The sequence below is a fragment of the Exiguobacterium sp. E4787 genome (assembly GCF_018618375.1).
Taxonomy (GTDB): Bacteria; Bacillota; Bacilli; order Exiguobacteriales; family Exiguobacteriaceae; genus Exiguobacterium; species Exiguobacterium chiriqhucha.
Genome location: NZ_JACSLY010000006.1, coordinates 70,656 through 95,782, shown reverse-complemented (window position 1 = coordinate 95,782; position 25,127 = coordinate 70,656). Strand labels below are relative to the sequence as shown.

Below are 25,127 nucleotides of genomic sequence, written 5' to 3'. Positions count from 1 at the left end.
TCATAAGAGGGGGATGAAGACGTTCGACATCTTATGGAAAATACTTCAAGGAAGTTAAAAGTTTGGTCAGTGATTGGGCGAATTCGGTCCCGCCTTCGAAGATTCGATTTATAATCAAAAGTATAGATGAATCGATGAAACGAGGGGTAACCATGGTTTATGGCTTATTGATTGGCGGTACCGTCCTAATCACCATCGTCCTCAACGTCCTCCGGTTGATGACGACCCCCGCCCTGAATCGCTGGCTGCTCGCCGGGACGAGCAGTCTCGTCGTGATTTGGCACGGGGTGTTGTTCGACTTTTATGATTTACATTGGTCCGTACTGTTGTTGATTGTGACGGGACTCGTCTGTTTTCACTGGAAGGGCATGGTGACGGCCATTCTGGTCGGTTGGATTTTGGTGTACAGCCAATCGGGAACGTTGTCGTTCCCGTTGTTACTCAGTTATATCTTTTTCGGACTAGGTGCGGCGTTGCTCTTCGGCTATGTCAAACAGTTGAAGCGTGAGCGATCGGGACGGTTACGGATGTTGACGGCAAGTTCTCGTCAATTGAACGTGTTTCGGGAAGTCAGTTTTACAATGCAAGACACGCTCGATCCGGATCGGTTGCTGCAAACAATTTTGACATCGGTGACGGCGGGGCACGGGCTCGGGTTTAACCGTTCAATCATCTTCTTTGCGGATTTGGAAAAAGATAGCATTTACGGAGTGATGGGGACAGGACCTATGAATCCAGAAGACGGCTTTCAAATTTGGGAAGAAATTACGCGCCAACATTATGACCTCCAAGGACTGATTGATGAGAAGGAGACGGACTCGACGCACGATGAACAGTTGAACGAACGGATTCGGAAGATGACGATCCCGTTTCATGGCAACCACCTGTTCAAACAGACACTCGATTCAGGACGACCGCTCCATGTCTACGCGAGCATCACCGATGACCCGGTGCTGCGGATGCTACATACCGATTTACAAATGGATGAGTGTACGATTTTCCCGCTTCACCATCAAGGCATTCCTTACGGACTCCTTGTCATCGATAACGTCGTCAATAAAAAGCCGATTACCCCTCAAAAAATTGATAGCGTCCGTCCGATTGCGGAGCAAGCCTCGCTCGCGCTCCATCAAACGATGTTGTACCAGCGCATCGAGACATTAGCACTTCGTGACGGCTTGACGCGTCTTAAAAACCATCGCTCATTCGAACAAGATTTGGACGTCTTGTTCCGGGAGTGCGAAACGGACGAGCTGTCACTAATTGTCATGGATATCGATCATTTCAAGCACTTCAACGACACGAATGGTCACTTGGCTGGAAATGAGTTACTCACGCGACTCGCGAGCGTCATTCGACGGAGCGTGCCGGATGAACAGATGGCGTATCGGTTCGGTGGCGAAGAGTTTGTCGTGCTATTGCCGCAGTATGACGAGGTCGAGGCAGCACAGGTGGCGGAGACAATCCGCAGCGCCGTGCTCGGAACGAACTTTATGAACGGAGAACGACAACCGGGTGGACAGTTGACGCTAAGCTTCGGCGTCGCTTCAAAGCACACCCTTCATGAACAGTCCCTTGAACAGTTGATTGAGTGTGCCGATCAAGCCCTCTATATAGCCAAATCAAAAGGGAAAAACCAAGTTTGTCGTTGGGAAGGGGTGCCGCTTTGACCGAATTCAGTGTCATGATTATGACCGTCGCCTTTATCGGTTCAATCTTATTGACGAGTCAGCCGTGTTATCGTTTCGTGACAGGTAAGTTAGCGAGACGACATGCTGCGGCGCTCGGCGTCTCATTGAAAGACGTCTCGTTCTCGTTCGATCAAATGGTATATTTCATCGCGTTGCCGACGACGATTCCAGAAGTCCGAGATGCGGGGAAATCAGAACTGGTCGTCGAACCGTATTATGAATCTTATTTCTTTCCAGAAGTGAACGGCGTGCAAGTCTCGGTGAAGTCAGGGTCAGTCGTGATTGCTATCGCCTATTTGCCGATTGACGACTTCAGCCTTCCCGTGTTGGATCGACACTTGGAGGCCGGCAAGATTAATGAACGCGTTAACCGGACGATTCGGGAGCATATGATTGTCCATGATCGTACGCTCGCAGCGATTCGAGACGAGGTGTATCATCAACTCCATGAAGATCGCCTCGCAAAATAAAAGGGTTTCCATCACAGATTCGTGATGGAAACCCTTTTTTTTACTGCGCTAACATGTGAAACCGTGCGGCACCAATCAAGTTGGCCTCGTTGAAATGGGCACACGTCTCGATGTCGATGCGGAACGTGCCGAACGCGTCACAGAGCGCATCCAAGTGTCGTTTAATCCCGTCCCGGACTTCCGGACGGCGACTGATGCCACCACCGATTAAAATCAGATCCGGGTCGAGCCCGAATTGGAGATTGTACATGCCAATCGCGTTCCAGCGATAGAAGCGCTCCAATTCCGTTTGGATGACCGGATCGGTTTGAAGCGCGAACACATCTTTTCCGGTGAGTGGACGACCGAGCTGTTCGCTGCAACGCTTGACGAGGACGGCCGTCGAGCCGATGGCGCTCCATGTTCCGTCAGGATGAGGTAAGTTCGGGTCCAAAATCCAGTACCCGTACTCACCGCCGTGGAAGTGCGACCCGACCATAAGGACGTTCGAGTCGACGAACGCTCCACCGATGCCGGTTCCGATGACCACGGTCGCATAGCGTTTCACGGATGCGGCCGCACCATTCCATCCTTCTGCAAGTGCTGCCGCATTGGCATCGTTCAAGACGGTGACCGGTAAGTCGTAACGGTCTTCGAACGGCTGTAGAAACGGACGATTGTGGATATAAGGCAATGCGCTGATGCCATGAATCACACCGGTCGTCGAATCGACGGAGCCGGGCGCACTGAAGGCGATTCCGTCGAGTGGGGCCTCGACGTTAGCTTCGTTAAAAATCACATCGACGTGATCAAGCAGGCCGTCCCACGTCGCTGGGGTTGGGACGTGTTTGTTCGACAGGAGGTTGCCGTCGGCTTGGACGACTCCGTATTTGATACTAGTACCACCAATATCGATGGCTAAATAATGTTGCATGTCTTGTTTCCACTCCTTATGGCAAGAATGCGGCCCCGATGACGCCAGCGTCGCCATGCAGTTGCTGCAGGACGAGGGGGGTCGCTCCTCTCAAATGAGGGTATACTCGCATCGCGACCGCGTCTTGTAACTGATTCCAGTATAACGGAGCCGAAGCCGTCACGCCTCCTCCAAGAATGATGACGTCAGGATCGACCGTGTGGATGATATTGGCGAGACCGGTCGCTAAATCCTCGACGAACGTGTTGCGTTCGATTTCGTCTGTCAAAAGCGTCATCGAATCAGTCATTCCTTTAGTGCGGGCACGTTCGTGAAGTGCCGTTCCACTCGCATGCGTCTCAAGCGCTCCGACGTTCAGCGTCGGATGTGTTGGTCCGTCCGTACGAATAATCATATTGCCGACTTCTCCGGCGCTACCATGAGCCCCACTAATCAAATTTTGCTTATAGACGAAGCCGCCGCCAATACCTGTGCTGACCGTGACGTAAAAGACGGAGTCGACATGACGACCAGCCCCGAACTTCGCTTCAGCGAGTGCCGCCGCATTGGCATCATTCTCTAACGTGACAGGTAGGCCGAGCAGAGTGCATAGCGGCTCCACGATCGTCTGATGGTGCCAGTTCGGGAGGTTCGGCGGGGTCAAGAACGCACCTCGTTTTAAGTCGAGCGGACCAGGAGCCGCGATGCCGACGTGCGTGATGTCATATTCGAGTTGGAATCGTTCGACGGCAAGCTTGATTTGGTTCAACAAGGTGTCGAGCTCAAGGTGTGGCTGTGTCTTCAACTTATATTGTTTCTCGAGTCGCCCTTCTGTCGACACGACGGCGATTCGTGTGTTTGTGCCGCCCAAATCGATGCCGATGCGGGCTTTTTGTTTCGTTGGAGAGGATACGCCGGTGACGAGGCACGTGGCCGTTCCGTCCAACTGAAATGACTGACCCGCTGGCAAAAGCAACGTCGCACCAATATCGAAGGACGAACCGTCAATCTCAAGTGTCCCATCGACGACCGAGAGCAAACGGAACGTGTCCGTCGAGACGGATTCTTCGCGTTCGATCGTCCATTTTTCGACAAAGAAATACGGATTGCGCGTCAACTGCGTCCGGAAATGATTCAGTGACAGGACATGTTCCACATAGTCGAGATGGGGTGCAAAGGAGGCAAGGGTACCTTGATTGACGTGGAGATCACGTGTGCGGCCCGTCGTCGGTTCAGTGCGTCCGTAATCATAGAGACGGTACGTCGTATCCGAACTTTGTTGAATCTCGAGAACAGATACGTCTTTCGTCAAAGCGTGGACAGTCCCGGCCGGCACGTACAAAAAATCGCCGCGGCTGACAGGTCTTCGAATTAAACCGGACATGACATCACCAGCCTCGAGCGCCTGTTGTAACGTCTCTTTCGACTCGAACGTATGCCCGTAGATGATTTCTCCCCCTTCTGGCGCGTCGAGGATGTACCAGCATTCATTCTTTCCATACGGTTGACCCTCGAGCGACTGCGCCAACTCGTCATCAGGATGGACTTGAATCGATAAATCATCGTTCGGATCAATCCACTTGATTAACAATGGAAATACCGAAGCATCGATACCGAATAGTTCACGATGCGTGTTGTACAGTTCGCCTAGTGGCGTCCCCGCGTAAGGGCCAGCAGACACGACGGAACTGCCTTGCGGCAACGCCGAGGCGGTCCATGCTTCGCCAATCGAGACTTCATCAAAATAAAAACCAAAACGCTTTAAGCGGTCGCCTCCCCAAAGACGATATTGATAATGCGGCTGTAACGGGATGATTTTCATCGTCAATTCCCTCACTCTCATTTATTATCGTATACACTTTTAAATTTAAAAACTAAACAAACTTTAAATCAAGTATAGACATGAAATTAATCATGTGTATAATAAAAGTTGTAAACGATTTCAAAAAAGGAGTGATCGAACATGAAGAAGGTATTACTTGCTTGTAGTTCAGGAATGTCGACGAGCCTGCTCGTCACGAAAATGCAACAGCACGCGGCGTCAATCGGGGACGAAGCGAAAATTTGGGCAGTCGGTCAAGACCAGGTTGGTAAGGAGATGGAAGAGGCGGACGTCATCCTCATCGGACCGCAAATGCGCTTTTTGCTCGACAAATTGAAAGCGCAAACATCAAAGCCGGTCGAAGTCATCGACATGATGGCCTACGGAACGGCGAATGGGAAAGCAGCGTATGAGCAAGCAATCAAATTGATGGGGTGAGGTCATGGAAGGAACGGAAGAGTTAACGTTAGAACAGATGGCGTTCATGATGATTTTGCATAGCGGGAACGCTCGGAGCACGATTCAAGAAGCAATCCAAACGTATAAGAAGGGTTCCTACGAAGCGTTTGAAGCGCAGCTAGCGACAGCACGTGAACAGTTAAAAGAAGCGCATCAGACGCACTTTAGCCAAATTCAAAAAGAGGCGAACGGGGAGAAGACGGACATGTCACTGTTGCTCCTTCACGCCGAAGACCATCTCATGTCGACTCAGACGATGCTAGATTTGACGGCAGGTCTGATTGAAATGATGGAGCAAAAGATTGTAAATCCTAATCAAGAAGGGTGAATCCTATGTCACAGGACAACAAAATGTTCTTATTGATCAGCAAGTTGCTCATGCCGATGGCGACTTACTTGAACAACAGTCGGTATTTGCAAGTCTTACGGGATGCGTTCATGCTCGCGTTCCCGATTACCATGTTCGGTTCAATCGTCGTCGTTATTGCCAACTTGCCGTTCTTAGACAAGTTCATGTCGGAAGGGACGCTGAATGCGTTCAAATCGTCACTCGGTAACGCCCCATCGGCCACGATGGGAATCATGTCAATCTTCGTCGTTTTCGGTATTGGCTATTATCTTTCGAAAAGTTACAACGTCGAAGCCGTCTTCGGTGGGGCGATTTCGCTCGTATCGTTCCTCTTGTTGACACCGTTCCTCATTGAAGTCGAAGGAATGACAGAAGCGGTCGGTAACGTCCTCCCGCTCGATCGTCTTGGCGCCAAAGGAATGTTCCTCGCCATGATTACAGGTTTCCTCTCAGGTGAGATTTATCGATTCGTCGTTCAAAAGAACTGGACGATCAAAATGCCGGATGGCGTACCGCCGGCGGTTGCGAAGTCGTTCTCGGCGCTCGTTCCGGCCTTGTTGACGCTCACGGTCTTCTTGCTCCTCAACATCGGTGTGACGAGCTTGTTCAATACGAACTTACATGACGTCATCTTCAACGTCGTGCAACAGCCGCTCGTTAAATTGGGTAACGGTCTCGTCCCAACGTTGATCGCCATCTTCTTCGTCCAATTGTTCTGGTTCTTCGGGTTGCACGGACAAGTCATCGTCAACTCGGTCATGGATCCGATTTGGAATACGTTGTCGCTTGAAAACTTGAACGCGTACACGGCGACCGGAGATGTGCCGAACATCATAAGTAAACAGTTCGTCGAAATCTATACGGTCGGCCTTGGTGGCTCCGGCTCGACGCTTGCCGTCATCGTAGCGATTTTGTTGTTCTTGAAATCGAAGCAGTTGAAACAAATCGGAAAACTGTCACTCGGACCAGGGATTTTTAACGTCAACGAACCGGTCATTTTCGGTCTGCCGATCGTCATGAACCCGCTCATCATGATTCCGTGGATTGTCGCCCCACTCATCACGGTCACAGTCACTTACTTTGCAATGTCGACAGGGCTCGTCCCGCCGCCGACAGGGGTCGCGGTACCTTGGACCGTCCCGATGTTCATCAGCGGGATGATGGCAACGAACTCACTTGCCGGCGGATTGCTACAACTCGTCAACTTCTTGATCATCTTGGCGGTCTGGTTCCCATTCCTTAAATTTATTGACCGTTTGAACTTGAAGAAAGAACAGGAAGAAGCCGCTAACCATAAAGACGAAGCGGTATGAATGAGAAATAGAGAATAAGGGAGAGAAAGTTTATGACGAACCCGACAGAAACGAAAACATCAGCAGCAGTGACGTATCAATTCCCGACCGATTTTTGGTGGGGGACGGCCTCTTCGGCGACGCAAATGGAAGGTGCGGCTTTTGAGGGAGGCAAAGGCTTAAATATTTGGGATTATTGGTATATGCAACAGCCGAACCGATTCTTCAATGGCGTCAGCGCGACGGAGGCGTCTAACTTCTATCATTTGTACGAGCAAGACATCGCACTCATGAAGGAGCTCGGACATAACACGTTTCGTTTCTCAATCTCGTGGTCACGTCTATTCCCAGAAGGCGTCGGTGAGGTGAATGAAGAGGCGATCACGTTCTATAACAATGTGATCAATTGCCTCATCGATCATGACATCGAGCCGTTCATCAACTTGTATCACTTCGACATGCCGATGGCGCTTCAAGACCGAGGCGGTTGGGAATCACGTGACGTCGTCGACGCTTACGTACAGTTCGCGAAGACGTGTTTCGAACTTTTCGGAGACCGTGTGATGACATGGTTCACCCATAACGAACCGATTGTACCGGTCGAAGGCGGCTACTTGTACGATTTCCACTATCCGAACGTCGTCGATTTCAAGCGTGCCGTTCAAGTCGCTTACCATTCGATCTTATCGAGCGCGCTCGCTATCCAGGCGTATCGGAAGCAGGGACAACCCGGTCAAATCGGGATCATCCTGAATTTGACACCGTCGTATCCGCGCAGTCAACATCCGGCCGATCTGAAGGCGTCGCGCTTGGCCGACGCCATCTTCAACCGCTCGTTCTTGGACCCGTCCGTGCTCGGGACGTTCCCTAAAGAACTCATCGACGTGTTACAGGAACAAGGCGCGATGCCGGAGATGCAGCCGGGCGACTTGGATCTTATTCGGGCGAATACGATCGACCTCCTTGGCATCAACTACTATCAACCGCGTCGGGTCAAGGCAAAGGCGTCGCTTCCGAATCCTGATGCGCCGTTCCTACCCGAGAATTTGTTCGACTTCTATGAGATGCCGGGTCGCAAGATGAACCCGTATCGTGGTTGGGAAATTTATGAGCAGGGCGTCTATGACATCTTGATCAACTTGAAAGACAACTATGGCAACATCCCGTGTTTCATTTCTGAGAACGGGATGGGCGTTGAAGGGGAAGAACGTTACCGTGACACCGACGGCAGCGTCCAAGACGACTACCGGATCGATTTCATTCGCGAGCATTTGAAATGGACGCATCGGGCGCTCGAAGAAGGTGCGAACGTGAAAGGGTACCATTTATGGACGTTCATGGACAACTGGTCATGGAGCAACGCCTATAAGAACCGCTATGGGTTCGTCGGTGTCGACTTGGCGACCCAAGAGCGGACCGTTAAAAAGTCTGGTCACTGGTTCAAACAAGTGATTACCAATCATGGATTTACAGAATAATAGGAAAAGCTGACAAGGACCTACTCTTTGTCAGCTTTTTTTGATATATTATTTGTATATGTCTATACATGAGGTGGAATATGTCTACAAAGAAAAAACCAAAATATGAATCGATTGCGGATGAGATTCGGCATCGGATCAATGAACAGGCTTATGAACTCGAAACACCGCTCCCAGATGAGATTCAATTGGCAGAAGAATTTGGTGTCAGCCGTATGACGATGAAGCGTGCTCTCGAGATTCTCGTGATGGAAGGCTTGATTTATCGGAAGCGTGGCAAAGGGACGTTCATCTTGCCGGCCAGTTTCCAAAAAGAACGCATCAACATCATCAGTAAAGAGACGAGAGGATTGACGCAAGTCATCGGCGACCGCAGTTTGCGCAGTGAAGTGCTCGATTTTGAAGTGAAGTTCCCGACCCAGGAAGTCGCTGACCATTTGATGATTGAGCTGACGGAACCAGTCTATGAGATTCGTCGTGTCCGCTATGTGGACGAAGAGCCGTATGTCATCGAATTGACGTACATGGTCGCCAATCTAATTACAGGACTGTCGCGTAAAATTTTAGAGAAGTCGGTCTATAGTTACATCCAACAGGAGCTCGGTTATACAATCACGAGTTCACACAAGATGATTCGAGCCGACAAGCCTGACGAGTACGACCAACGTTACTTGAAGAATGACATTACCGACCCAATCATTGAAGTCGAACAAGTCGTTTACTTGAGTAACGGGAAGCCATTCGAATATTCATTCGCCCGGCACCGCTATGACAAGTTCGTTTTCTCTTCGGTCAATATCGTTCGATGACGTCGCCGGAAAAGGCGACTTTTTGCGAAGGAGGTTCGAATGGACGTTTACATTGAACAAGCCGGGTATGAACGCGGTGAGTCGGTCATTGAGGACATCGAATTTGAGGTCCGACCGGGCGAAATCGTTGGGATGATTGGGTCGAACGGGGCCGGGAAGAGCACGACGCTCGCCTGTCTCACCGGAACAATCCCGTGGATGCGTGGAACGGTGAAAATCGACCGCTACGCCTATATCCCCGAGCAACCGGTTTACTATGATTATTTGACGCTCGAGGAACATATCGCTCTCGTGTTGGAATTGACGGATGTTGACAATCGTGAGCGGACGGAAGAACTGATCCGGTTGTTTCGGCTCGAGACGGTCCGGCACGACTATATCGCCTCGTTCTCAAAAGGAATGAAGCAAAAAGCGATGATTCTTTTGGCGCTCATCCAAGAAGCGAAGTTTCTCCTTGTCGATGAGCCGTTCGTCGGACTCGACGCGACGACGACGATTCAGTTGCTTCGTTTACTTGAAGCGGAACGTCGTCAAGGCACCGGGGTGCTTCTCGTCACCCACGTCCTCGACACGGCAGAGCGGTTATGCGACCGCTTCGTCTGGATCGATGACGGACGCATGCTCGCAAGTGGGACGAAAGATGAATTGCGTCTCAGCCTTCAAACCGAAGGCAAGTCACTGTTTGACATGATGGAAGATGTGGTCATGCGATGAATGAACATCAGCTGTTTGCTAGACGTATTCGAGTCCATATGACCAAGCAGTGGAAGACGTGGCGGCTCATTTTGGATTGGACAGTCGTTCTTTACGGAGTCATTCCGTTCGCCATCTTTCTCGGATATCAATACCGATTGCTTTGGCAAGGTGAGTTTAGATGGGTGAGCCAAGTACCGATGTTCGTTTGGGCGCTTGGAATTGGAATCGTACTACTCAGAAATCAGTTTTTCGTCTGGATCGAACGGGCGGACGTGACGCTGATCGCCAAACGTTCTTTGATTCACAGATTGAAGCACGATTCGTTGTTTTATTACGCCATCAAACTAGGTTCAACGCTCCTCTTTGTCCTATTGGCATTCATCCCCGTGCTTTGGCTTGACGGTTGGCCCGTTGTCTCCATATCCGCATTTGGGATCAGCCTCCTGTTTTTGACCGGGATTCATACGTGGATCCGTTATCAGTTGACAGTCCGGCGCAGCCATTGGATGTTACGAGTTACGGTCACGTGTGTGACGTTCGTTTGTATGTATGCGCTCCTCAGCGACTCGCCTTTAGGGGCGGTCGTCCTCGGCAGCGGCCTCGTTGCATTTGCGATGTATATCGGAGAAGGATGGCTGTCACGCCACCCATATCTTAGTCAAGAACTCGAACGTAGTGAGGCGCTGCGTACCGCCTTTGACCGGGCCTTATTATCAACGTCGGGCGCAATCGAGAAGCCGAGTCGGCGCAAGCGCCCGCTCTATCGACCGAGACCGAATCGGTTCGGGACCGCCCGGCGTACGTCGGCCATCTTACTCTATATACGGACGCCGCGTCACCGGAACTTATGGTTGCGTCTCATCCCGCTTGCCGTCACGGGGATGTTCCTCGTGCCGAGCTGGTTCAAGTTGCTCATCCCGCTCTATGTCGGCTATGTGATGTGGCAAGAACGACAGGCGTTCAAACAAGAGATGGAGCGTCATCCGTTTTTCCGCGCCATCCAAGAAAGGACAGATTTATGACTGAACAAGATTATGAACGATTGCTTCAAATCGAGACGGCGAAACCGCAACAAGGGTTCCCGGCCTCGGCTGAATACCATCGCTATGAACCGACTCCTTATGAGGCGCTCGACTTGTTGCGTGACGCCTATCCGCTCGCCGCAACGGACACGGTCGTAGATTTCGGTTCGGGGAAGGGGCGGCTTCCGTTTTATCTCGCCTATACGTTCCGGGTCCGGGCCATCGGTGTCGAGATGGACGGCGGCTTCCACGAGGCGGCGCTCGAGAATTGGATGAACTATGCCAAGAAACATCGGACGCGTGGCAGTGTTCAGCTCGTCCGCGGCTACGCCGAACAGTTTGAGGTGCCGGCTGAGGCGAACCGCTTTTATTTCTTCAACCCGTTCTCGGTGAACGTGTTCCGGCAGGTAGTCGCGAATATTATCGACTCGGTCGAGCGCACACCGCGCCCGGTCGACCTCATCCTCTATTATCCGGCCGATGAGTACTTACATTTTTTGAACGATGAGACGCCGTTTCGCTACGTGCAGGATGTCCGATTACCATTGAAGAATCTTCATGAGCGCTTTCTCATTTATCGTTTTGATATGATGGAGTCATCTTGGTGAATGGGGAGTGGAAAATCGTGAAAAAAGAAGATATTTTAGACGCGTATCGTTGGCGTCAAGCGACGAAAGAGTTCGATGCGGACCGAAAAATCGATGAGGAAGATTTCGAGTTCATCTTGGAGACGGGCCGTTTGTCACCGAGTTCGTTCGGTTTCGAGCCGTGGCAGTTCGTCGTCGTTCGTCGCGAAGACTTGCTCCAAAAGATTAAAGACCATGCTTGGGGTGCACAAGGACAAGCGTTGACGGCAAGTCATTTCGTGTTGATTTTGGCGCGGACGCCTGAAGCGATGCGATATGATTCGGACTATATCCGTCACGTCGTCACGGACGTCCAAGGGCGGACGGAAGACGAATATGCCCTCCGTGTGAAGCGTGTCCGTGAGTTCCAAGAACAAGATTATCGATTGTTGGACGACGAGCGTGTGTTCCAAGAGTGGATTAAACGTCAGACGTACATTCCGCTCGGCAACATGATGACGGCTGCTGCCCAAATCGGTGTCGACTCATGCCCGATTGAAGGGTTCAATCAAGCAGATATTGACGAATTGTTGATTTCAGAAGGTGTCATGGAACGAGGCGCTTGGTCGCTCTCGGTCATGGTCGCGTTCGGACATCGGGCCCGTGACTTCGCGCCGAAGACACGCCGTGACTTCAACGAGGTCGTCAAATACATCGGATGAAAAAAAGCTCAAGCGCCTCGGCGTTTGAGCTTTTTCTTATTTCCAGTCTGTGATGCGGTCGATTGGGAAGCGGACTGATTGGTAACCGTCTTCCGCGGCTTTTCCGATTGAGAGGAGCATGACCGGAAGGTAGCGCTCTTTTTCGAGGCCGAACGCTTCCGCGATGTTCGCTTTGTCATAGCCACCAATCGGGTTCGTGTCATAGCCGTGGGCGCGGGCGACGAGCATGAGCTGCATCGCGACGAGGCCTGAGTCGAGCAAGATACTGTCTTTGATTGACTCTTTCGGTGCATCTTTGAAGATGCCTGTAATCATATCGACTTGACGGTCGCGGACGTCTGGCGGCATGAGGCCACGTTCAACGGCCGTATCGAAAATCTCTTCTGTGTAATCGGCCATTTGATAATCGGCGAAGATGGCGATGACGGCAGATGACGTCTCGACTTGGCGTTTGTTGAAGCTTGCGAGCGGGAGGAGCGTGTCTTTGCCTTCCGCGCTATCGATGACGACGAAGCGCCAAGGTTGTAAGTTAAGTGAAGACGGAGCCGTCGTCGCTTCCTCCAAGATTTGTGTCATATCTTCTTTCGAGATTTTGACATTCTCATCGTATACGCGAATCGAGCGGCGTCCTTTGACGATCTCCATAAAGTCTTTTTGTGTAGTCGTGTTCATATAAGGGTCTTCCTTTCGTGTTGAATGTTGGTTTGTAATGTATTTAGCAATTCGAGTAGCTGTTGTTGATCCTCTACCTTCATGTTTACAAAAAGTCGGTCCGATAAGCACTTCTTTTGCTCGGTCCAATGTGCAATCCGCTCACGACCGTCATCCGTCAAATCGACAAAGATGACCCGATTGTCTTGAAGACATCGTTCGCGCGTGATTAAGCCCTGTGTCTCAAGCTGTTTTAAGTGACGCGTGATGGCGGCATGGTCGACGCCGACCCGTTGTTGCAATTCACGTTGCCGTAACGGTCCGACGTGATGCAGGTTGCTTAAAATATCGAAGCGGGTCGAACTGAGTCCGTCCATTTCCGTATCGAACAGTTGGGCGAGTTCTTTTTGTACGGTGATGACGTGGTAAAGGATTTCGTCGCTGAGCGAACAGGCGTCGCGCATGAGACATCCTCCTTAAAACTAATTGATAAATCAATCATTGATAGGTCACACAATTCATCCTAATCGGTTTGAAGAGAGAAGGCAAATAAAAAGATTCAAAAAAACTGTTGTCAAACTGTTATATAATAGTCTATATTATATTCAACTGATATATAACAATTATTCGAAAGGATGTGACGGATTGGAACAATACGTAAGGATTGGCACATATCGTGTCCATCGTGCACTCGTCAACTTGATTGCGCAGCGGGTATTGCCCGAAGAGGCTTCCCGGCAACAGTTTTGGGTGGGGGTCGGTCAAATTCTAGACGACTTCACGGAGCGGAACGAAGCATTGCTGGAAGAACGAGTAGCATATGAACGACTGTTACAGGACTGGTACAAGGAACATGGTCCGACCTTCGAGCAACATCGATACGAGGCGTTCTTGCAAGACATCCACTACATCGAGCCAATCGTTCCCGATTTTACAATCGACGTCACGAACGTCGACTCAGAGATTATACAGGCCGGGCCACAGCTCGTCGTCCCGCTCGATAATGCGCGCTATGCGTTGAACGCGGCGAATGCTCGCTGGGGCAGCTTGTACGACGCCTTGTACGGAACGGACGTCATCGACACGGACGAGGAGCCGACGGCTGGATATAATCCGGAACGGGGGGCGAAGGTCATCGCCTACGCCAAACAGTTTCTCGACAATACGTTTCCGCTCGGGGAAGGCTCACATGAGGAAACGGACGGCTATCTCGTGTCAGAGGGCAGGCCGTACGCCATCATCGAAGGGAACCGCATCGCGTTCCAAGACGATTGTCTCGTCGGCTATGTCGGGGAGGCAAGTGATCCGAAGAAGCTCCTGCTCGTCCACAACGGGATTCACGTCGAGCTGAAGTTTGACCGGAACCATCCAATCGGAAAAACAGATCGAGCGGGACTTGTCGATATCGAGCTCGAATCAGCGTTATCGGCCATCATCGACTGTGAGGACTCGGTCGCGGCCGTGTGCGCCGAAGAGAAAGTCCAGCTCTACTCGAACTGGCTCGGTCTCATGGACGGAACACTCGAGGCGACATTCATGAAAGGCGGGAGACGACTCACACGGAAATTGAACCCGGACCGGCATTATATCGGACCGGAAGGACGTGAAGTCACGCTACCGGGACGGTCACTCTTGTTCATTCGCAACGTCGGACACTTGATGACGACGGATTTGATGCTTGATGAGGCAGGGCGTGAAGTGCCGGAAGGCATCCTGGACGGGATTTTCACAGCGCTCATCTCGAGCCGTCATCTCGACGCTAGACACAATTCTCGCGAACGTTCGATCTATATCGTCAAACCGAAAATGCATGGCTCGAAAGAAGTCGCCTTCACGAACGATTTGTTCGACGCGATTGAAGACGTGCTCGAGCTGCCGCGTCACACGATTAAAGTTGGTGTGATGGACGAGGAGCGTCGGACGTCGCTCAATCTAAAGAACTGCATTGAACGAGTGAAAGAGCGCATCGTCTTTATCAATACAGGCTTCCTCGACCGGACCGGGGATGAGATTCACTCCTCGCTCACGCTCGGACCGATGCGCCGAAAAGGTGAGATGAAAGCCTCGGCTTGGCTCGACGCGTATGAGCGGTCGAACGTCCGGTGCGGACTCGACGCCGGATTCCATCGAAGCGGACAAATCGGGAAAGGAATGTGGGCCATGCCGGACCGTATGGGCGAGATGATGCGCGAAAAAATCAACCATGTCCGGTCCGGGGCGACGACGGCCTGGGTCCCATCACCGACGGCCGCCACGCTTCATGCACTCCATTACCATCAAGTCGACGCCTTTGACGTCCAACGTGAAGTGGCCGCTCGTTCGTTCGATCATGTGATGGAACGGAGTCGGTTGCTTGAAATCCCACTCGCCACGCGAGACTACACGGACGAAGACGTGAACGAGGAGCTCGAGAATAACTTGCAAGGCTTACTCGGGTATGTCGTCCGTTGGGTCGAACAAGGTGTCGGCTGCTCGAAAGTGCCCGATATTCATCATGTCGGCTTAATGGAAGACCGGGCGACGCTCCGCATCTCGAGTCAGCACGTGGCCAACTGGTTGTATCATGGCGTCTGTAGTCGAGAGCAAGTGGAAGCGACGCTCGTCCGGATGGCCGGTGTCGTCGACGCGCAAAACGCGTCGGACCCGTACTATCGCCCGATGACGCCTGACGTGGAGCGTTCGATCGCCTATCAAGCGGCGCGAGATTTAGTATTCGAAGGCGGCGAATCGCCGAATGGATATACGGAACCGATTTTGCACCGGCGCCGTCGACAGTTTTTACAACAAGTGACATTAGAACCGAACTTAAAAGGAGGAGCATCATTATGACAACGAAAAAAATCGAAAGCGAACAGTTAATTGAACGTTGGGTCGTCCGTCGAATCATCTCAGGGGAATCGACAGCGACGCTCGCGAACACGGCGTTCGTCTACGGGAACGATTTGATGCGCCTCGTCCTAGACCGGGCCGACGGATCGCTCCAAATCATGAGAGAGCCAGTCGAAGAAGTCGTCGTGTTCCGCAAACCGGAAGAACGTGATGAAGAGAACGTCTGTCGCTGCTGCGGCATGGAACACTCATCCTTCAAGTCGGCGCTTGAGTGCTGCGCATACTTGGATTAATCATGCACCACTTGTTATATAACAAATGATTAAATCTAAAATTAATATAATACAGGAGGAATGGGTATGAACGAACAACGCGCACAAGTTGAGGAAATGATACAGTCGGAACGATTTATTGGGGTCGAACGTCCATACGGAGTGGTAGACGTGATGCGACTTCGGGGGTCGGTGTTAATTGAACATACGCTCGCGACAAAAGGAGCGGAACGGTTATGGGAGTTACTCCACGAGCGGGACTACGTCCACGCGCTCGGGGCGTTAACGGGGAACCAGGCTATCCAGCAAGTAAAGGCTGGTCTTGAGGCCATCTATTTGAGCGGTTGGCAAGTTGCCGCCGACGCGAACTTGTCGGGACATATGTATCCGGATCAAAGCCTGTATCCGGCCAATTCGGTGCCGAGCGTCGTCAAACGGATCAATCAGGCGCTTCAACGCGCCGACCAAATCCAAACGGCGGAAGGAAAAGGCGATACGCATTGGTTCGCCCCGATTGTCGCTGACATGGAGGCCGGTTTCGGCGGTGTGCTCAACGTGTTCGAACTGACGAAGGCGATGATTGAGGCGGGGGCGGCCGGTGTCCATCTTGAGGATCAATTGTCGTCAGAGAAGAAGTGCGGACATCTCGGCGGGAAAGTGTTGCTACCGACACAGACGGCCGTGAAAAACTTGATTGCCGCTCGGCTCGCGGCAGACGTCATGGGGGTGTCGACGATTATCGTCGCCCGGACGGATGCTCACGCGGCGAATTTGATTACGAGCGACATCGACCCAATCGACCATCCGTTCATCGTCGGTGACCGGACACCGGAAGGGTTTTACCGCACCGAGGCAGGCATCGAGCAGGCAATCGCGCGTGGTCTTGCCTACGCACCGTACGCTGACCTCGTCTGGTGCGAGACGTCCGAGCCCGATTTGGACGAGGCACGCCAATTCGCAAATGCGATTCACGCGAAATATCCGGGCAAACTGCTTGCTTACAACTGCTCACCTTCGTTCAACTGGAAGAAGAAGCTGTCGGACGAGGAAATCGCAACATTCCAACAAGAGATCGGTGCGATGGGGTACAAGTTCCAATTCGTCACGCTCGCTGGCTTCCACTCGCTCAACTTCGGAATGTTCGAACTCGCACGCGGATACAAAGCCCGCGGGATGGCTGCCTATTCCGAGTTGCAGCAAGCTGAATTCTCGGCGGAGCAGCATGGCTATACGGCGACACGTCACCAGCGCGAAGTTGGGACCGGGTACTTTGATGAAGTGTCACTCGTCATTTCTGGAGGCCAGTCGTCGACGACGGCACTGGCCGGATCGACAGAGGCAGAGCAGTTTGAAACGCCTTCCCATTAATCGACGCCCCTCACAAAATGAGGGGCTGTTTTGTGTCCAAATTTGGAACGAGGCAATCCCGTTCACCTAAATGTGACGTATTTCACATTTTTGTCGTCAAACTCTTGCTACGCTAAACATGTCAAAACGAATATGGAGGTTATGACAGATGACACAGACATTCACGGGCGATACGCACGTATCTGAAATCGTCAAACAATGCCCGCAAGCAGCAGACATCTTCAAACGGAACCGAATCGATTTTTGTTGTGGTGGCAACCGACCACTCGCTGAAGCGACTGACAAATCGAAACGGTCGACAGAAGATATTTTAGAAGAAGTCAATGCGCTCTATCAACGCAAGCAAGAGATGAACGAGAAGAGCATCGATTGGGATGCCGCTTCTTCTTCGGAATTGATTGAGCACATCATTTATAAGCATCACCAGTTTTTGACGGACGAATTGCCTCAGCTCACACCATATGTGACAAAAGTGTTCCGGGTTCACGGACAAAATCATCCGCACCTCGGTCGCATTCACCAATTGTTCAATCAATTGAAAGTGGAACTTGAACAACATATCGTCAAAGAAGAGACGGAAGACTTCCCGACGTTGCTTCGTCATGAGACGGCACCGACAGCTGAAACGAGACGGGAGCTTGATGACATTTTGGCTTCGCTCGAGTCAGAACATGCAGCAGCGGGTGACATCTTGAAAGAGCTTCGGCACATCACGAACGACTATACGCCGCCTGAAGGTGCGTGTGGGACGTATCGTCTTGTCTATCAACGGTTAGAAGCGCTCGAATCGGATACGTTCGAACATATTCATCTCGAGAACAACATTTTATTCCCGCGGGCGCGCACGTTCGCTTAATAAGGGCACACCTCTACTGACGTAGGGGTGTATTTTTGTGACGTTTGATACAGATGGGAGGCGAAGCAATCGCTACGATAAAAGAGAAGCAAAGGAGTGATCAATCATGAAACGGGTGAGTGGAGTCATCATAGGGATGGCAGTCGCCTTATTACTAAGTCAAGTCTGGTCGAGTTCAGATTCGGAGGACACCGTGACCATCCTAGCAGCGGCGAGCTTAGGACCGGCTTTGGAAGAGATCGAGCGACAACTTGAAGCGGAATTCGAGGGGATTGATGTTCGGGTCGTGACGAACGGGAGCGGCGCTTTGCGAGCACAAATCAATCACGGGTCTCCGGCAGATATCTTTTTAGCCGCGAGCGTTGACGATGTCGACCGATTACAAATCCCGATTCTAGAGCGGGATATGTTCTTGCATAACGAATTGTGGCTCGTAACACCGAAAGGGAAACCGTGCGCGGAGACGTGGGACGACTTAAATACATGTGCTCGCATCGTCATCGGTGATCCGATCAATGTCCCGGCCGGTCGTTACGCAAAAGTGGCGCTCGAAGGGGAAGATGTGTGGGAGGAAGTGGAGCCGCGAGTCATGTTCGCCCAAAACGTGAGACAAGTGCTGACGCTCATCGAACAAGGTGACGCCAATGCGGGATTCGTTTATAAAACGGAACTCACGACGGCCATCGAGTCGATTCAGTCGGTCCCGTTTGAAGCGACGGGTGCGATTTCGTATCCGGCAGTTCGCTTAACGCATGATCCATACGTCCGCGATATCTATGCGCGTTTGTTTGATGATGAGATTCAAGCTCACTTTTTGGCGAAAGGATTTTCCAAATGACGCAATCTCCACTTCAACTCACATTCGAAGTCGGGATGATGGCGACGGTGAGCGCCTTCGTCCTTGCCTTCGGAGCGGCCTATTTCATGCATCACCGTCAATTTAAAGGAAAGCGGCTGCTGGAGACAGTGTTTTTACTGCCGCTTATCTTGCCGCCGACAGTCATCGGGCTATACGCTTTGATTGTCCTTGGGAACAACGGGATCGGTGGGTTCTTGCCCGTCACCATCTTGTTCACCAAACAGGCGAACGTCATCGCGTCCGCCTTGGCCGCGTTTCCGCTCATCTACCAAACAATTCGTCTCGGGCTCAAACAACTCGATGCAGAATGGTATGAGGCCGGACGCGTGCTCGGCGGGTCAGAGCGTCAACTGTTCACTTACGTGACGATTCCACTGCTGCTACCCGCGTTGACGAGCGGCTTCGTCCTCGGTTTCGCACGGTCAATCGGCGAGTTCGGGATCACGATGATGATTGCCGGGAACATTCCGGGCGAGACGATGACACTCGCTACTGCGATTTATATGGCGACAATCAACGGTGATATGACCCAGGCACTCGTCTGGAGCGGATGGTTGGTTGGTTTGGCGTTTTTAGTCCTATGGCTGAGTGAACGTTATGGCAAACGTCAATATTAGTCAATCACGTCGACTTTTTTCACATAAGACCGGTTCGGAGTATTTAAGATACTTGGGCCGGTCTTTTTCCAAATGTGGACGTGGTCCCCGACAGCGATTTGTTCGAACGTGGCTTTCACTTGAAACTTGAACCAACTTACGTCTTCCGGTTCACTTTGCGCGAAAAGAGTGTCAGGAGAGAGCGTGGCCTCTTCTGCAGTGATACCACTGATGACGAGAGCGGTGCGGTCAAACTCATTCACTTCAATCACATATCCTTCGACGTCTGGCTCGGTCGTCGCCCGGTTAGCGAAGACAAACCCGATGGAAAAGACGACAAGCATGGCTGCGATGGCGAGAAATAACATGATTTTGAATGATGATTTCATAAGGGAACGCCTCCTTCGTTCATTATTCTGTCACGTCTCGAATCGCTTATCTGTGAAAAAAGTAACAGTTAAGTCGAGATGTCATCTTTATGATGAAACTATGAAGTCGCTCGGAAAGAGAAGGAGGAACACATATGTCCGATCGTTATTTTTATTCGACCGCTGCAAAGTGGTCGTTCGTAGGATTCACCGCCTTGGTGCTCTCGACGTGGGTCGCGTCGGCAGGATTTGAGCACGTGGACATGGCGTTGTTCGGCTACTATATCGCCGCCGTCATTTGCATGATTGGGATGGTCGTTCGTTTGACGTTATTCTTTGCACGGCCGGCCACTTCGCAAGTATTGAAGCGGAGCCTTAAACAAATGAAGGCAGGAAAGAAACGGGCCAGTAAAGCCGTCGCCACGACAACTGTCAATAACATCGTCTTACAGAAGTTCATCTGGGAACGTGGCTGGTACCGCTGGACCCAACATATGTTGATCGCCTGGGGATGCCTCGGGTCGTTCGCCATCACGTTCGGCTTGACGTTCCAATGGATGCGCTTTGATTTGATTGATATCGAGACGTATCAAATCGTCGTCTTCAACATCCCGACCATCAAAATGGCCGCGCACGGGTTGTTCGCCGAGCTCGTCTATAACGGCTTGAACATCACCGCGCTCATGTTGCTCGTCGGCGTGCTCATGGCACTCTATCGCCGGATTAACGACCAGGACGTGAAAGTGACCCAGCGATTCGAATTTGATATTTTACCGCTCCTCATGTTGCTCATCGTCACCGTATCAGGTCTCTTGTTGACCGTGTCGTACGTATTCTTCGGCGGCTTCGTCCATCATGAACTCGCCTTGTTCCATCAATTGACCGTCATCATCTTTTTATGCTACTTCCCGTTCGGTAAACTGTTCCACTTGCCGGTCCGACCGATGGCAGCCAGCGTACCGATGAACTACCGGGAAGTCGAAGCGGATGAGACGCGTGTCTGCGCTGGTTGTGGCACACGCTATGCAACGGACAATCAAGTCGAGGACGTCCAAGCGATTTTACAAGCACAGACGATTCAGCTCGGACTCAGTGACGGGACCCAGCTGTCGGATTACTGCCAACCGTGTCGACGTTCGATGCGTGTGAAGATGCAGTTGAACTTGATGAATGGACAGTTGTCGACGCACCCGGTCGATACGAATACCGGCATGTCGATGCCAGGGTTCGGCCGGCCGAAGGAGACGAAAGATGAGGCAAAAGATGAGACACCTGTGCGTTAAATGCGGAGAACCGACCGGGACGCTTGAAGAAATCGAGCAAGTGAAACAATTGCTCGAAGGGTCGGACCAACTCGTAAAAGTCGATGCGGCACATACGGTCCAAGACCTCTGTCACGCCTGTCGTCGTCGGGCCCGGCTCGATTCGGCGCTCGGACGGCCAGGAAGTGACGGGATGCATTATCCGCTTCAAACGATTAACGGCTATCACGTCAGTGGATTTTCAAAACGAAGAGCGGAAACGTTCTATGGAGGGGAAGACGATGAGTGACTTTTTAACGTCGCCAGAAGTACAGAACTTAATCAAACCTGGTGAGAAACTGATTACGACCCATTGTTGTTACTGCGGTATGCAGTGCGGCATGCACATCCGGGTCGATGAGAAGACCGGAGCCGTCAAAGGCGTCGAACCACGCTACGATTTCCCGGTGAATAAAGGCAAGCTTTGTCCGAAAGGCGTCACGGCCTATCAAACGATTGAGCATCCGGACCGCATCCTCACACCGCTCATCAAGCGGAATGGCAAGTTTGAGAAAGCGACATGGGACGAAGCGCTCGACGTGATCGAAGCGAACTTTAAACGGATTCAACGAGAGCACGGAAAGGATGCGGTGTCTGTCTTCGGCGGCGTCTCGATGACGAATGAGAAATGTTACCTCGTCGGGAAGTATGCGCGGGTCGCACTCGGCACACGATTCATCGACTATAACGGCCGCTTCTGTATGTCATCTGCTGCCGGCGGTTTCTTAAAGACTCTCGGGATTGACCGCGGGGCGACGCTCCCGTGGACGGAGTTCGAGCATGTCGACACGTTCTTTGTCGCCGGTTCGAATATCGCCGAATGTCATCCGACGACGACGCAACATATTTGGAAAGCAAAGGACAAAGGCGCGAAAATCATCGTCGCCGATCCGCGTGAGATTCCGATGGCGCGTGTCGCCGATGTTCACCTCGATTTGAAACCGGGGACGGATGCGGCGCTTGCGATGGGACTGCTCAACTTTTTAGTCGAACACGATTATGTCGATCAAGCGTATGTGGATGAGCGTTGCGATAACTACGAAGAGTTGAAGGCGTCGGTCCGTGACTGGACGCTCGAACGGACGAGTGATGTGACGGGGATTGCTATCGAAAAGCTTGAAAAGGCAGGTCACATTTACGGAAAGAGCCCACGGTCGGTCATGTTGTTTGCCCGTGGTGTCGAACAACAGTCAAAAGGCGTCGACAACGTCTCGCTCTACACGTCGATGGCACTTCTGCGCGGCATGGTCGGAAAATTCGCCTCGGGTGTCGCTACGATGACCGGGCAAGGGAATGGCCAAGGCGGACGGGAACATGGACAAAAAGCCGATTTGTTACCGGGCTACCGGAAGTTAACTGACCCGAAAGCCGTCGAATATGTGAGCGGTGTCTGGGGCATCGATCCTTCTGAGATGCCAAAACCAGGTGTGTCTGCATTCGAAATGTTCGATGAGATTCAAGCGGGAACGATTCGGGCGATGCACCTCATGTGTTCGAATCCGGCCGTCTCGGCACCGAACCTACCGTACGTGTGGGACAGTTTCAATAAGCTCGATTTCTTCGTCGTCAGCGACTTCTTCATGTCAGAATCTTGCGAGTTCGCGGACGTCGTCTTGCCGGCGTGTTCGTGGGCCGAAGATGAAGGGACGACGACGAACCTAGAAGGACGTGTCATTCGGATCCGGAAAGTGCGCGAACCGCTCGGAGACTCGCTTCCAGACTGGGAAATCATGAAGCGGATCGCTGAACGGATGGGACGCGGACAGTACTTCCCGTACGAGACGGCGCGTGACATTTGGGAGGAGTTCCGCATCGCGACAAAAGGTGGAGCGGCCGACTACTCTGGGATCACGTGGGAGCGAATCGACAACGAATATGGTGTCTTCTGGCCGTGTCCGTCTGAAGACCATCCAGGCACACCGACGATGTTCAAAGAACGGTTTGGTACGGCAAACGGGAAAGCGAATTTGCCCGTCGTCACGTATCGACCGGCCGGCGAATATGCGAATGAAGAATATCCGGTCACGCTCACGACGGGCCGTGTCGTCTTCCATTACTTGTCTGGCAACCAGACGCGTCGTGTCGATTTCTTGAGCACGATGTCAAAATTGCCGTTCGTGGAGATTCATCCCGAGCTCGCCTCAAGTTATGGCCTACAAACGGGTGACAAAGTCGAACTGCGGACACGCCGCGGAGCGATGGTCGTCGAGGCGCGTTTGACGAAGGCGATTCGAAACGATACCGTCTTTGTCCCTTACCATTGGGGCAAAGAGCTCGCCATCAATCAATTGACGAATCCGTGTCTCGATCCGATGTCACGCATGCCTGAGTTCAAAGTATGTGCGGTTCAATTGAAGAAGTTACCGGCGAATACGCCGCTACACATTAACCCGTTGACGGTGCCACTCGGTTCGAGCGTACCGTTCATGGCGGACCATGCGATTACGACGAGCTGTCACGTCATGGATGAGGAGGTTCATACGAAATGAATAAAGTCATGTATTTAGAATTTGAACGTTGTATCGGCTGTCGAGCTTGTCAGGCTGCTTGCCGCGAATGTGGTGATCATGACGGACTTGAGCGCAACTACGTGGACTATATCGATTTCTCGGAGAACCGTCAGACGTTCCCGATGATCTGTATGCAATGTAAAAATCCAGCTTGTGCTCAAGTGTGTCCGGCCAATGCGATTCAAATCACGCCAGAAGGTGTCGTCTTATCGGCTTCCGAAGAAAAATGTATCGGCTGCCGGAACTGTACGTTCGCCTGTCCGTTTGGAATTCCGAAGTTCGATTTTGAGAAGAACAAGATGTATAAATGCGACATGTGTTACGACCGTTCCAAACATGATATCGCGCCGATGTGTGCGTCAGTTTGTCCGTCAGATGCGATTCGTTTCATTGACCATGACGAGATGATGCAACTGCGTCGTCAGCGCGTTCAAATGAACATGATTGAAGGAAAAAAACCTTCACAAGACGATAAATGGAATTACGTCCCTGAATTCTTTGGCGTCTATTCCGACTGAGACAGAAAGGAAGATGACTTATGTCGAAAGATTCAAAAGAGCGGGAACGGTTATCCGCACTTGTCGATAACTTGAGTCGGGCCGATGATGTGAAACTGAACCGACGTGCCTTCATCAAATCGACGTTTGGGGCCGGCATCGCGCTCGGTCTCGCGACGGTCCCGTTTAATATCGCGACTTTCGTCCGCAGTGCACCGAGAACCAATCGTCAGTTCATCACGACGGTCGCGGCGCTCGAGCGGGGGAAATCACTCGAATTCGAATATCCAGGCACGGAGCCATCGTTGCTTGTTCATTTAAAGACCGGTGAGTTCGTTGCCTATAACAACAAATGTACACATCTGCAGTGTCCTGTGTTTTATGTAGAGGAAGAAGATGTGCTACTCTGCCCATGTCACCGCGGCTACTTCGGTCTGGATGGACAGCCCCAAGCGGGTCCGCCACAACGGGAGCTTCCTAAAATCCTACTTGAGATTGAAAACGGGAAAATCTTTGCGGTCGGAAGAGAGATTCATCATGGGGCGTAACGGTTGGAGTTTAATCGGATTGGTCGTGTTGCTCGCAACGAACATGGTGCTGTTGCAATATACAATTGAGAGCTATATGGTGTATGATCATGCCTCGATGCGACTATATATGGTCATCGCCATCATCAATGTCGGATTGATCACCTTGTTATATCGATATTGGGAAAAAATTGAATATCGTACAAAAGAATAGTCGTCCCCTTG

At 51.7% G+C, this 25,127-nt stretch carries 28 protein-coding genes; 23 read left to right on the top strand and 5 right to left on the bottom strand.

Annotated elements, in window-relative coordinates; all coding sequences use genetic code 11:
• The first annotated feature begins 152 nt into the window (after positions 1-152).
• Together KNP80_RS08615 and KNP80_RS08610 are read left to right on the top strand one after the other, a co-directional pair.
• Complete coding sequence (locus KNP80_RS08615) at positions 153-1,670, top strand: sensor domain-containing diguanylate cyclase (RefSeq protein WP_214832997.1); 1,518 nt, start codon at positions 153-155, stop codon at positions 1,668-1,670.
• Positions 1,667-2,161: a hypothetical protein gene (locus KNP80_RS08610; protein ID WP_214801676.1), complete on the top strand. Its 495-nt coding sequence runs from the start codon at positions 1,667-1,669 to the stop codon at positions 2,159-2,161. Before KNP80_RS08615 ends, KNP80_RS08610 begins: the two co-directional genes overlap by 4 nt.
• Before the next feature lie 40 nt (positions 2,162-2,201).
• Here KNP80_RS08610 and KNP80_RS08605 read toward each other — a convergent pair whose 3' ends face one another.
• Positions 2,202-3,074, bottom strand: a complete 873-nt coding sequence (locus KNP80_RS08605; protein ID WP_214801673.1) for an ROK family protein — start codon at positions 3,072-3,074, stop codon at positions 2,202-2,204.
• A gap of 16 nt (positions 3,075-3,090) precedes the next feature.
• The gene (locus KNP80_RS08600) at positions 3,091-4,875 is read right to left on the bottom strand and encodes a type I phosphomannose isomerase catalytic subunit (RefSeq protein ID WP_214801670.1); all 1,785 of its coding nucleotides are present in this window, start codon (positions 4,873-4,875) and stop codon (positions 3,091-3,093) included.
• 141 nt (positions 4,876-5,016) lie between these two features.
• On the opposite strand from KNP80_RS08600, the gene KNP80_RS08595 reads away from it, so the two are divergent.
• The 9 genes from KNP80_RS08595 to KNP80_RS08555 all read left to right on the top strand — a co-directional run bounded on the left by KNP80_RS08595 (position 5,017) and on the right by KNP80_RS08555 (position 12,268).
• Entirely contained in the window at positions 5,017-5,313 is a 297-nt protein-coding gene (locus tag KNP80_RS08595; RefSeq protein ID WP_021067999.1) for a PTS sugar transporter subunit IIB, read from the top strand.
• A 4-nt stretch (positions 5,314-5,317) separates the two neighbouring features.
• Positions 5,318-5,662, top strand: a complete 345-nt coding sequence (locus KNP80_RS08590) for a PTS sugar transporter subunit IIA (protein ID WP_214832991.1) — start codon at positions 5,318-5,320, stop codon at positions 5,660-5,662.
• 23 nt (positions 5,663-5,685) lie between these two features.
• Positions 5,686-6,996, top strand: a complete 1,311-nt coding sequence (gene celB, locus KNP80_RS08585) for a PTS cellobiose transporter subunit IIC (protein WP_058765536.1) — start codon at positions 5,686-5,688, stop codon at positions 6,994-6,996.
• Positions 6,997-7,028: 32 nt separating this feature from the next.
• Positions 7,029-8,453: a glycoside hydrolase family 1 protein gene (locus KNP80_RS08580; protein WP_214832989.1), complete on the top strand. Its 1,425-nt coding sequence runs from the start codon at positions 7,029-7,031 to the stop codon at positions 8,451-8,453.
• Between the two features lie 80 nt (positions 8,454-8,533).
• The gene (locus tag KNP80_RS08575; protein WP_021068003.1) at positions 8,534-9,262 is read left to right on the top strand and encodes a GntR family transcriptional regulator; all 729 of its coding nucleotides are present in this window, start codon (positions 8,534-8,536) and stop codon (positions 9,260-9,262) included.
• Positions 9,263-9,301: 39 nt separating this feature from the next.
• Positions 9,302-9,976, top strand: a complete 675-nt coding sequence (locus KNP80_RS08570; RefSeq protein ID WP_214834515.1) for an ABC transporter ATP-binding protein — start codon at positions 9,302-9,304, stop codon at positions 9,974-9,976.
• Entirely contained in the window at positions 9,973-10,980 is a 1,008-nt protein-coding gene (locus KNP80_RS08565) for an ABC transporter permease (protein WP_214834513.1), read from the top strand. The genes KNP80_RS08570 and KNP80_RS08565 overlap by 4 nt, the downstream gene beginning before the upstream one ends.
• A complete protein-coding gene (locus KNP80_RS08560) occupies positions 10,977-11,588 on the top strand; it encodes a class I SAM-dependent methyltransferase (protein WP_058765356.1) in 612 nt (203 codons plus the stop codon). The genes KNP80_RS08565 and KNP80_RS08560 overlap by 4 nt, the downstream gene beginning before the upstream one ends.
• Before the next feature lie 17 nt (positions 11,589-11,605).
• Complete coding sequence (locus KNP80_RS08555) at positions 11,606-12,268, top strand: NAD(P)H-dependent oxidoreductase (RefSeq protein WP_214801658.1); 663 nt, start codon at positions 11,606-11,608, stop codon at positions 12,266-12,268.
• 36 nt (positions 12,269-12,304) lie between these two features.
• Here the strand turns inward: KNP80_RS08555 and KNP80_RS08550 are convergent, their stop codons facing one another.
• The gene (locus KNP80_RS08550; RefSeq protein ID WP_214834511.1) at positions 12,305-12,940 is read right to left on the bottom strand and encodes a nitroreductase family protein; all 636 of its coding nucleotides are present in this window, start codon (positions 12,938-12,940) and stop codon (positions 12,305-12,307) included.
• Positions 12,937-13,383, bottom strand: a complete 447-nt coding sequence (locus KNP80_RS08545; protein ID WP_021068009.1) for a MarR family winged helix-turn-helix transcriptional regulator — start codon at positions 13,381-13,383, stop codon at positions 12,937-12,939. Before KNP80_RS08545 ends, KNP80_RS08550 begins: the two co-directional genes overlap by 4 nt.
• Positions 13,384-13,564: 181 nt before the next feature.
• Here KNP80_RS08545 and KNP80_RS08540 point away from each other — a divergent pair, with 181 nt between their 5' ends.
• From KNP80_RS08540 to modB, 6 genes are all read left to right on the top strand, one after another.
• The gene (locus KNP80_RS08540) at positions 13,565-15,748 is read left to right on the top strand and encodes a malate synthase G (RefSeq protein WP_214834509.1); all 2,184 of its coding nucleotides are present in this window, start codon (positions 13,565-13,567) and stop codon (positions 15,746-15,748) included.
• A complete protein-coding gene (locus KNP80_RS08535; protein WP_021068011.1) occupies positions 15,745-16,041 on the top strand; it encodes a hypothetical protein in 297 nt (98 codons plus the stop codon). The genes KNP80_RS08540 and KNP80_RS08535 overlap by 4 nt, the downstream gene beginning before the upstream one ends.
• Positions 16,042-16,107: 66 nt before the next feature.
• On the top strand, positions 16,108-17,388 hold the full coding sequence (gene aceA / locus KNP80_RS08530) for an isocitrate lyase (protein WP_214830532.1): 1,281 nt from the start codon (positions 16,108-16,110) through the stop codon (positions 17,386-17,388).
• 148 nt (positions 17,389-17,536) lie between these two features.
• The gene (gene ric / locus KNP80_RS08525) at positions 17,537-18,244 is read left to right on the top strand and encodes an iron-sulfur cluster repair di-iron protein (protein WP_021068013.1); all 708 of its coding nucleotides are present in this window, start codon (positions 17,537-17,539) and stop codon (positions 18,242-18,244) included.
• A 106-nt stretch (positions 18,245-18,350) separates the two neighbouring features.
• Positions 18,351-19,082, top strand: coding sequence for a molybdate ABC transporter substrate-binding protein (modA, locus tag KNP80_RS08520; protein ID WP_214832979.1), 732 nt, complete (start codon positions 18,351-18,353; stop codon positions 19,080-19,082).
• Positions 19,079-19,720, top strand: a complete 642-nt coding sequence (gene modB, locus KNP80_RS08515) for a molybdate ABC transporter permease subunit (RefSeq protein ID WP_214801645.1) — start codon at positions 19,079-19,081, stop codon at positions 19,718-19,720. The genes modA and modB overlap by 4 nt, the downstream gene beginning before the upstream one ends.
• Here the strand turns inward: modB and KNP80_RS08510 are convergent.
• Positions 19,717-20,088, bottom strand: coding sequence for a DUF3221 domain-containing protein (locus KNP80_RS08510; RefSeq protein WP_214801642.1), 372 nt, complete (start codon positions 20,086-20,088; stop codon positions 19,717-19,719). The two genes, modB and KNP80_RS08510, sit on opposite strands and share 4 nt — an antisense overlap.
• 134 nt (positions 20,089-20,222) lie before the next feature.
• On the opposite strand from KNP80_RS08510, the gene KNP80_RS08505 reads away from it, so the two are divergent.
• Genes KNP80_RS08505 through KNP80_RS08480 form a run of 6 tightly spaced genes read left to right on the top strand, consistent with a single transcriptional unit; the run spans position 20,223 to position 25,116 of the window.
• Positions 20,223-21,350 carry an MFS transporter gene (locus tag KNP80_RS08505; RefSeq protein WP_214834507.1) on the top strand — a complete coding sequence of 376 codons (1,128 nt, stop codon included), beginning with the start codon at positions 20,223-20,225 and terminating at the stop codon, positions 21,348-21,350.
• Positions 21,331-21,618, top strand: coding sequence for a hypothetical protein (locus tag KNP80_RS08500; RefSeq protein ID WP_114164958.1), 288 nt, complete (start codon positions 21,331-21,333; stop codon positions 21,616-21,618). Before KNP80_RS08505 ends, KNP80_RS08500 begins: the two co-directional genes overlap by 20 nt.
• On the top strand, positions 21,611-23,857 hold the full coding sequence (locus tag KNP80_RS08495; RefSeq protein WP_214834505.1) for a molybdopterin oxidoreductase family protein: 2,247 nt from the start codon (positions 21,611-21,613) through the stop codon (positions 23,855-23,857). The genes KNP80_RS08500 and KNP80_RS08495 overlap by 8 nt, the downstream gene beginning before the upstream one ends.
• On the top strand, positions 23,854-24,396 hold the full coding sequence (locus tag KNP80_RS08490) for a 4Fe-4S dicluster domain-containing protein (RefSeq protein ID WP_021068020.1): 543 nt from the start codon (positions 23,854-23,856) through the stop codon (positions 24,394-24,396). The genes KNP80_RS08495 and KNP80_RS08490 overlap by 4 nt, the downstream gene beginning before the upstream one ends.
• Before the next feature lie 20 nt (positions 24,397-24,416).
• Positions 24,417-24,923 carry a QcrA and Rieske domain-containing protein gene (locus KNP80_RS08485; protein WP_214832973.1) on the top strand — a complete coding sequence of 169 codons (507 nt, stop codon included), beginning with the start codon at positions 24,417-24,419 and terminating at the stop codon, positions 24,921-24,923.
• The gene (locus tag KNP80_RS08480; RefSeq protein WP_214834503.1) at positions 24,913-25,116 is read left to right on the top strand and encodes a hypothetical protein; all 204 of its coding nucleotides are present in this window, start codon (positions 24,913-24,915) and stop codon (positions 25,114-25,116) included. Before KNP80_RS08485 ends, KNP80_RS08480 begins: the two co-directional genes overlap by 11 nt.
• Positions 25,117-25,127 lie beyond the last annotated feature (11 nt).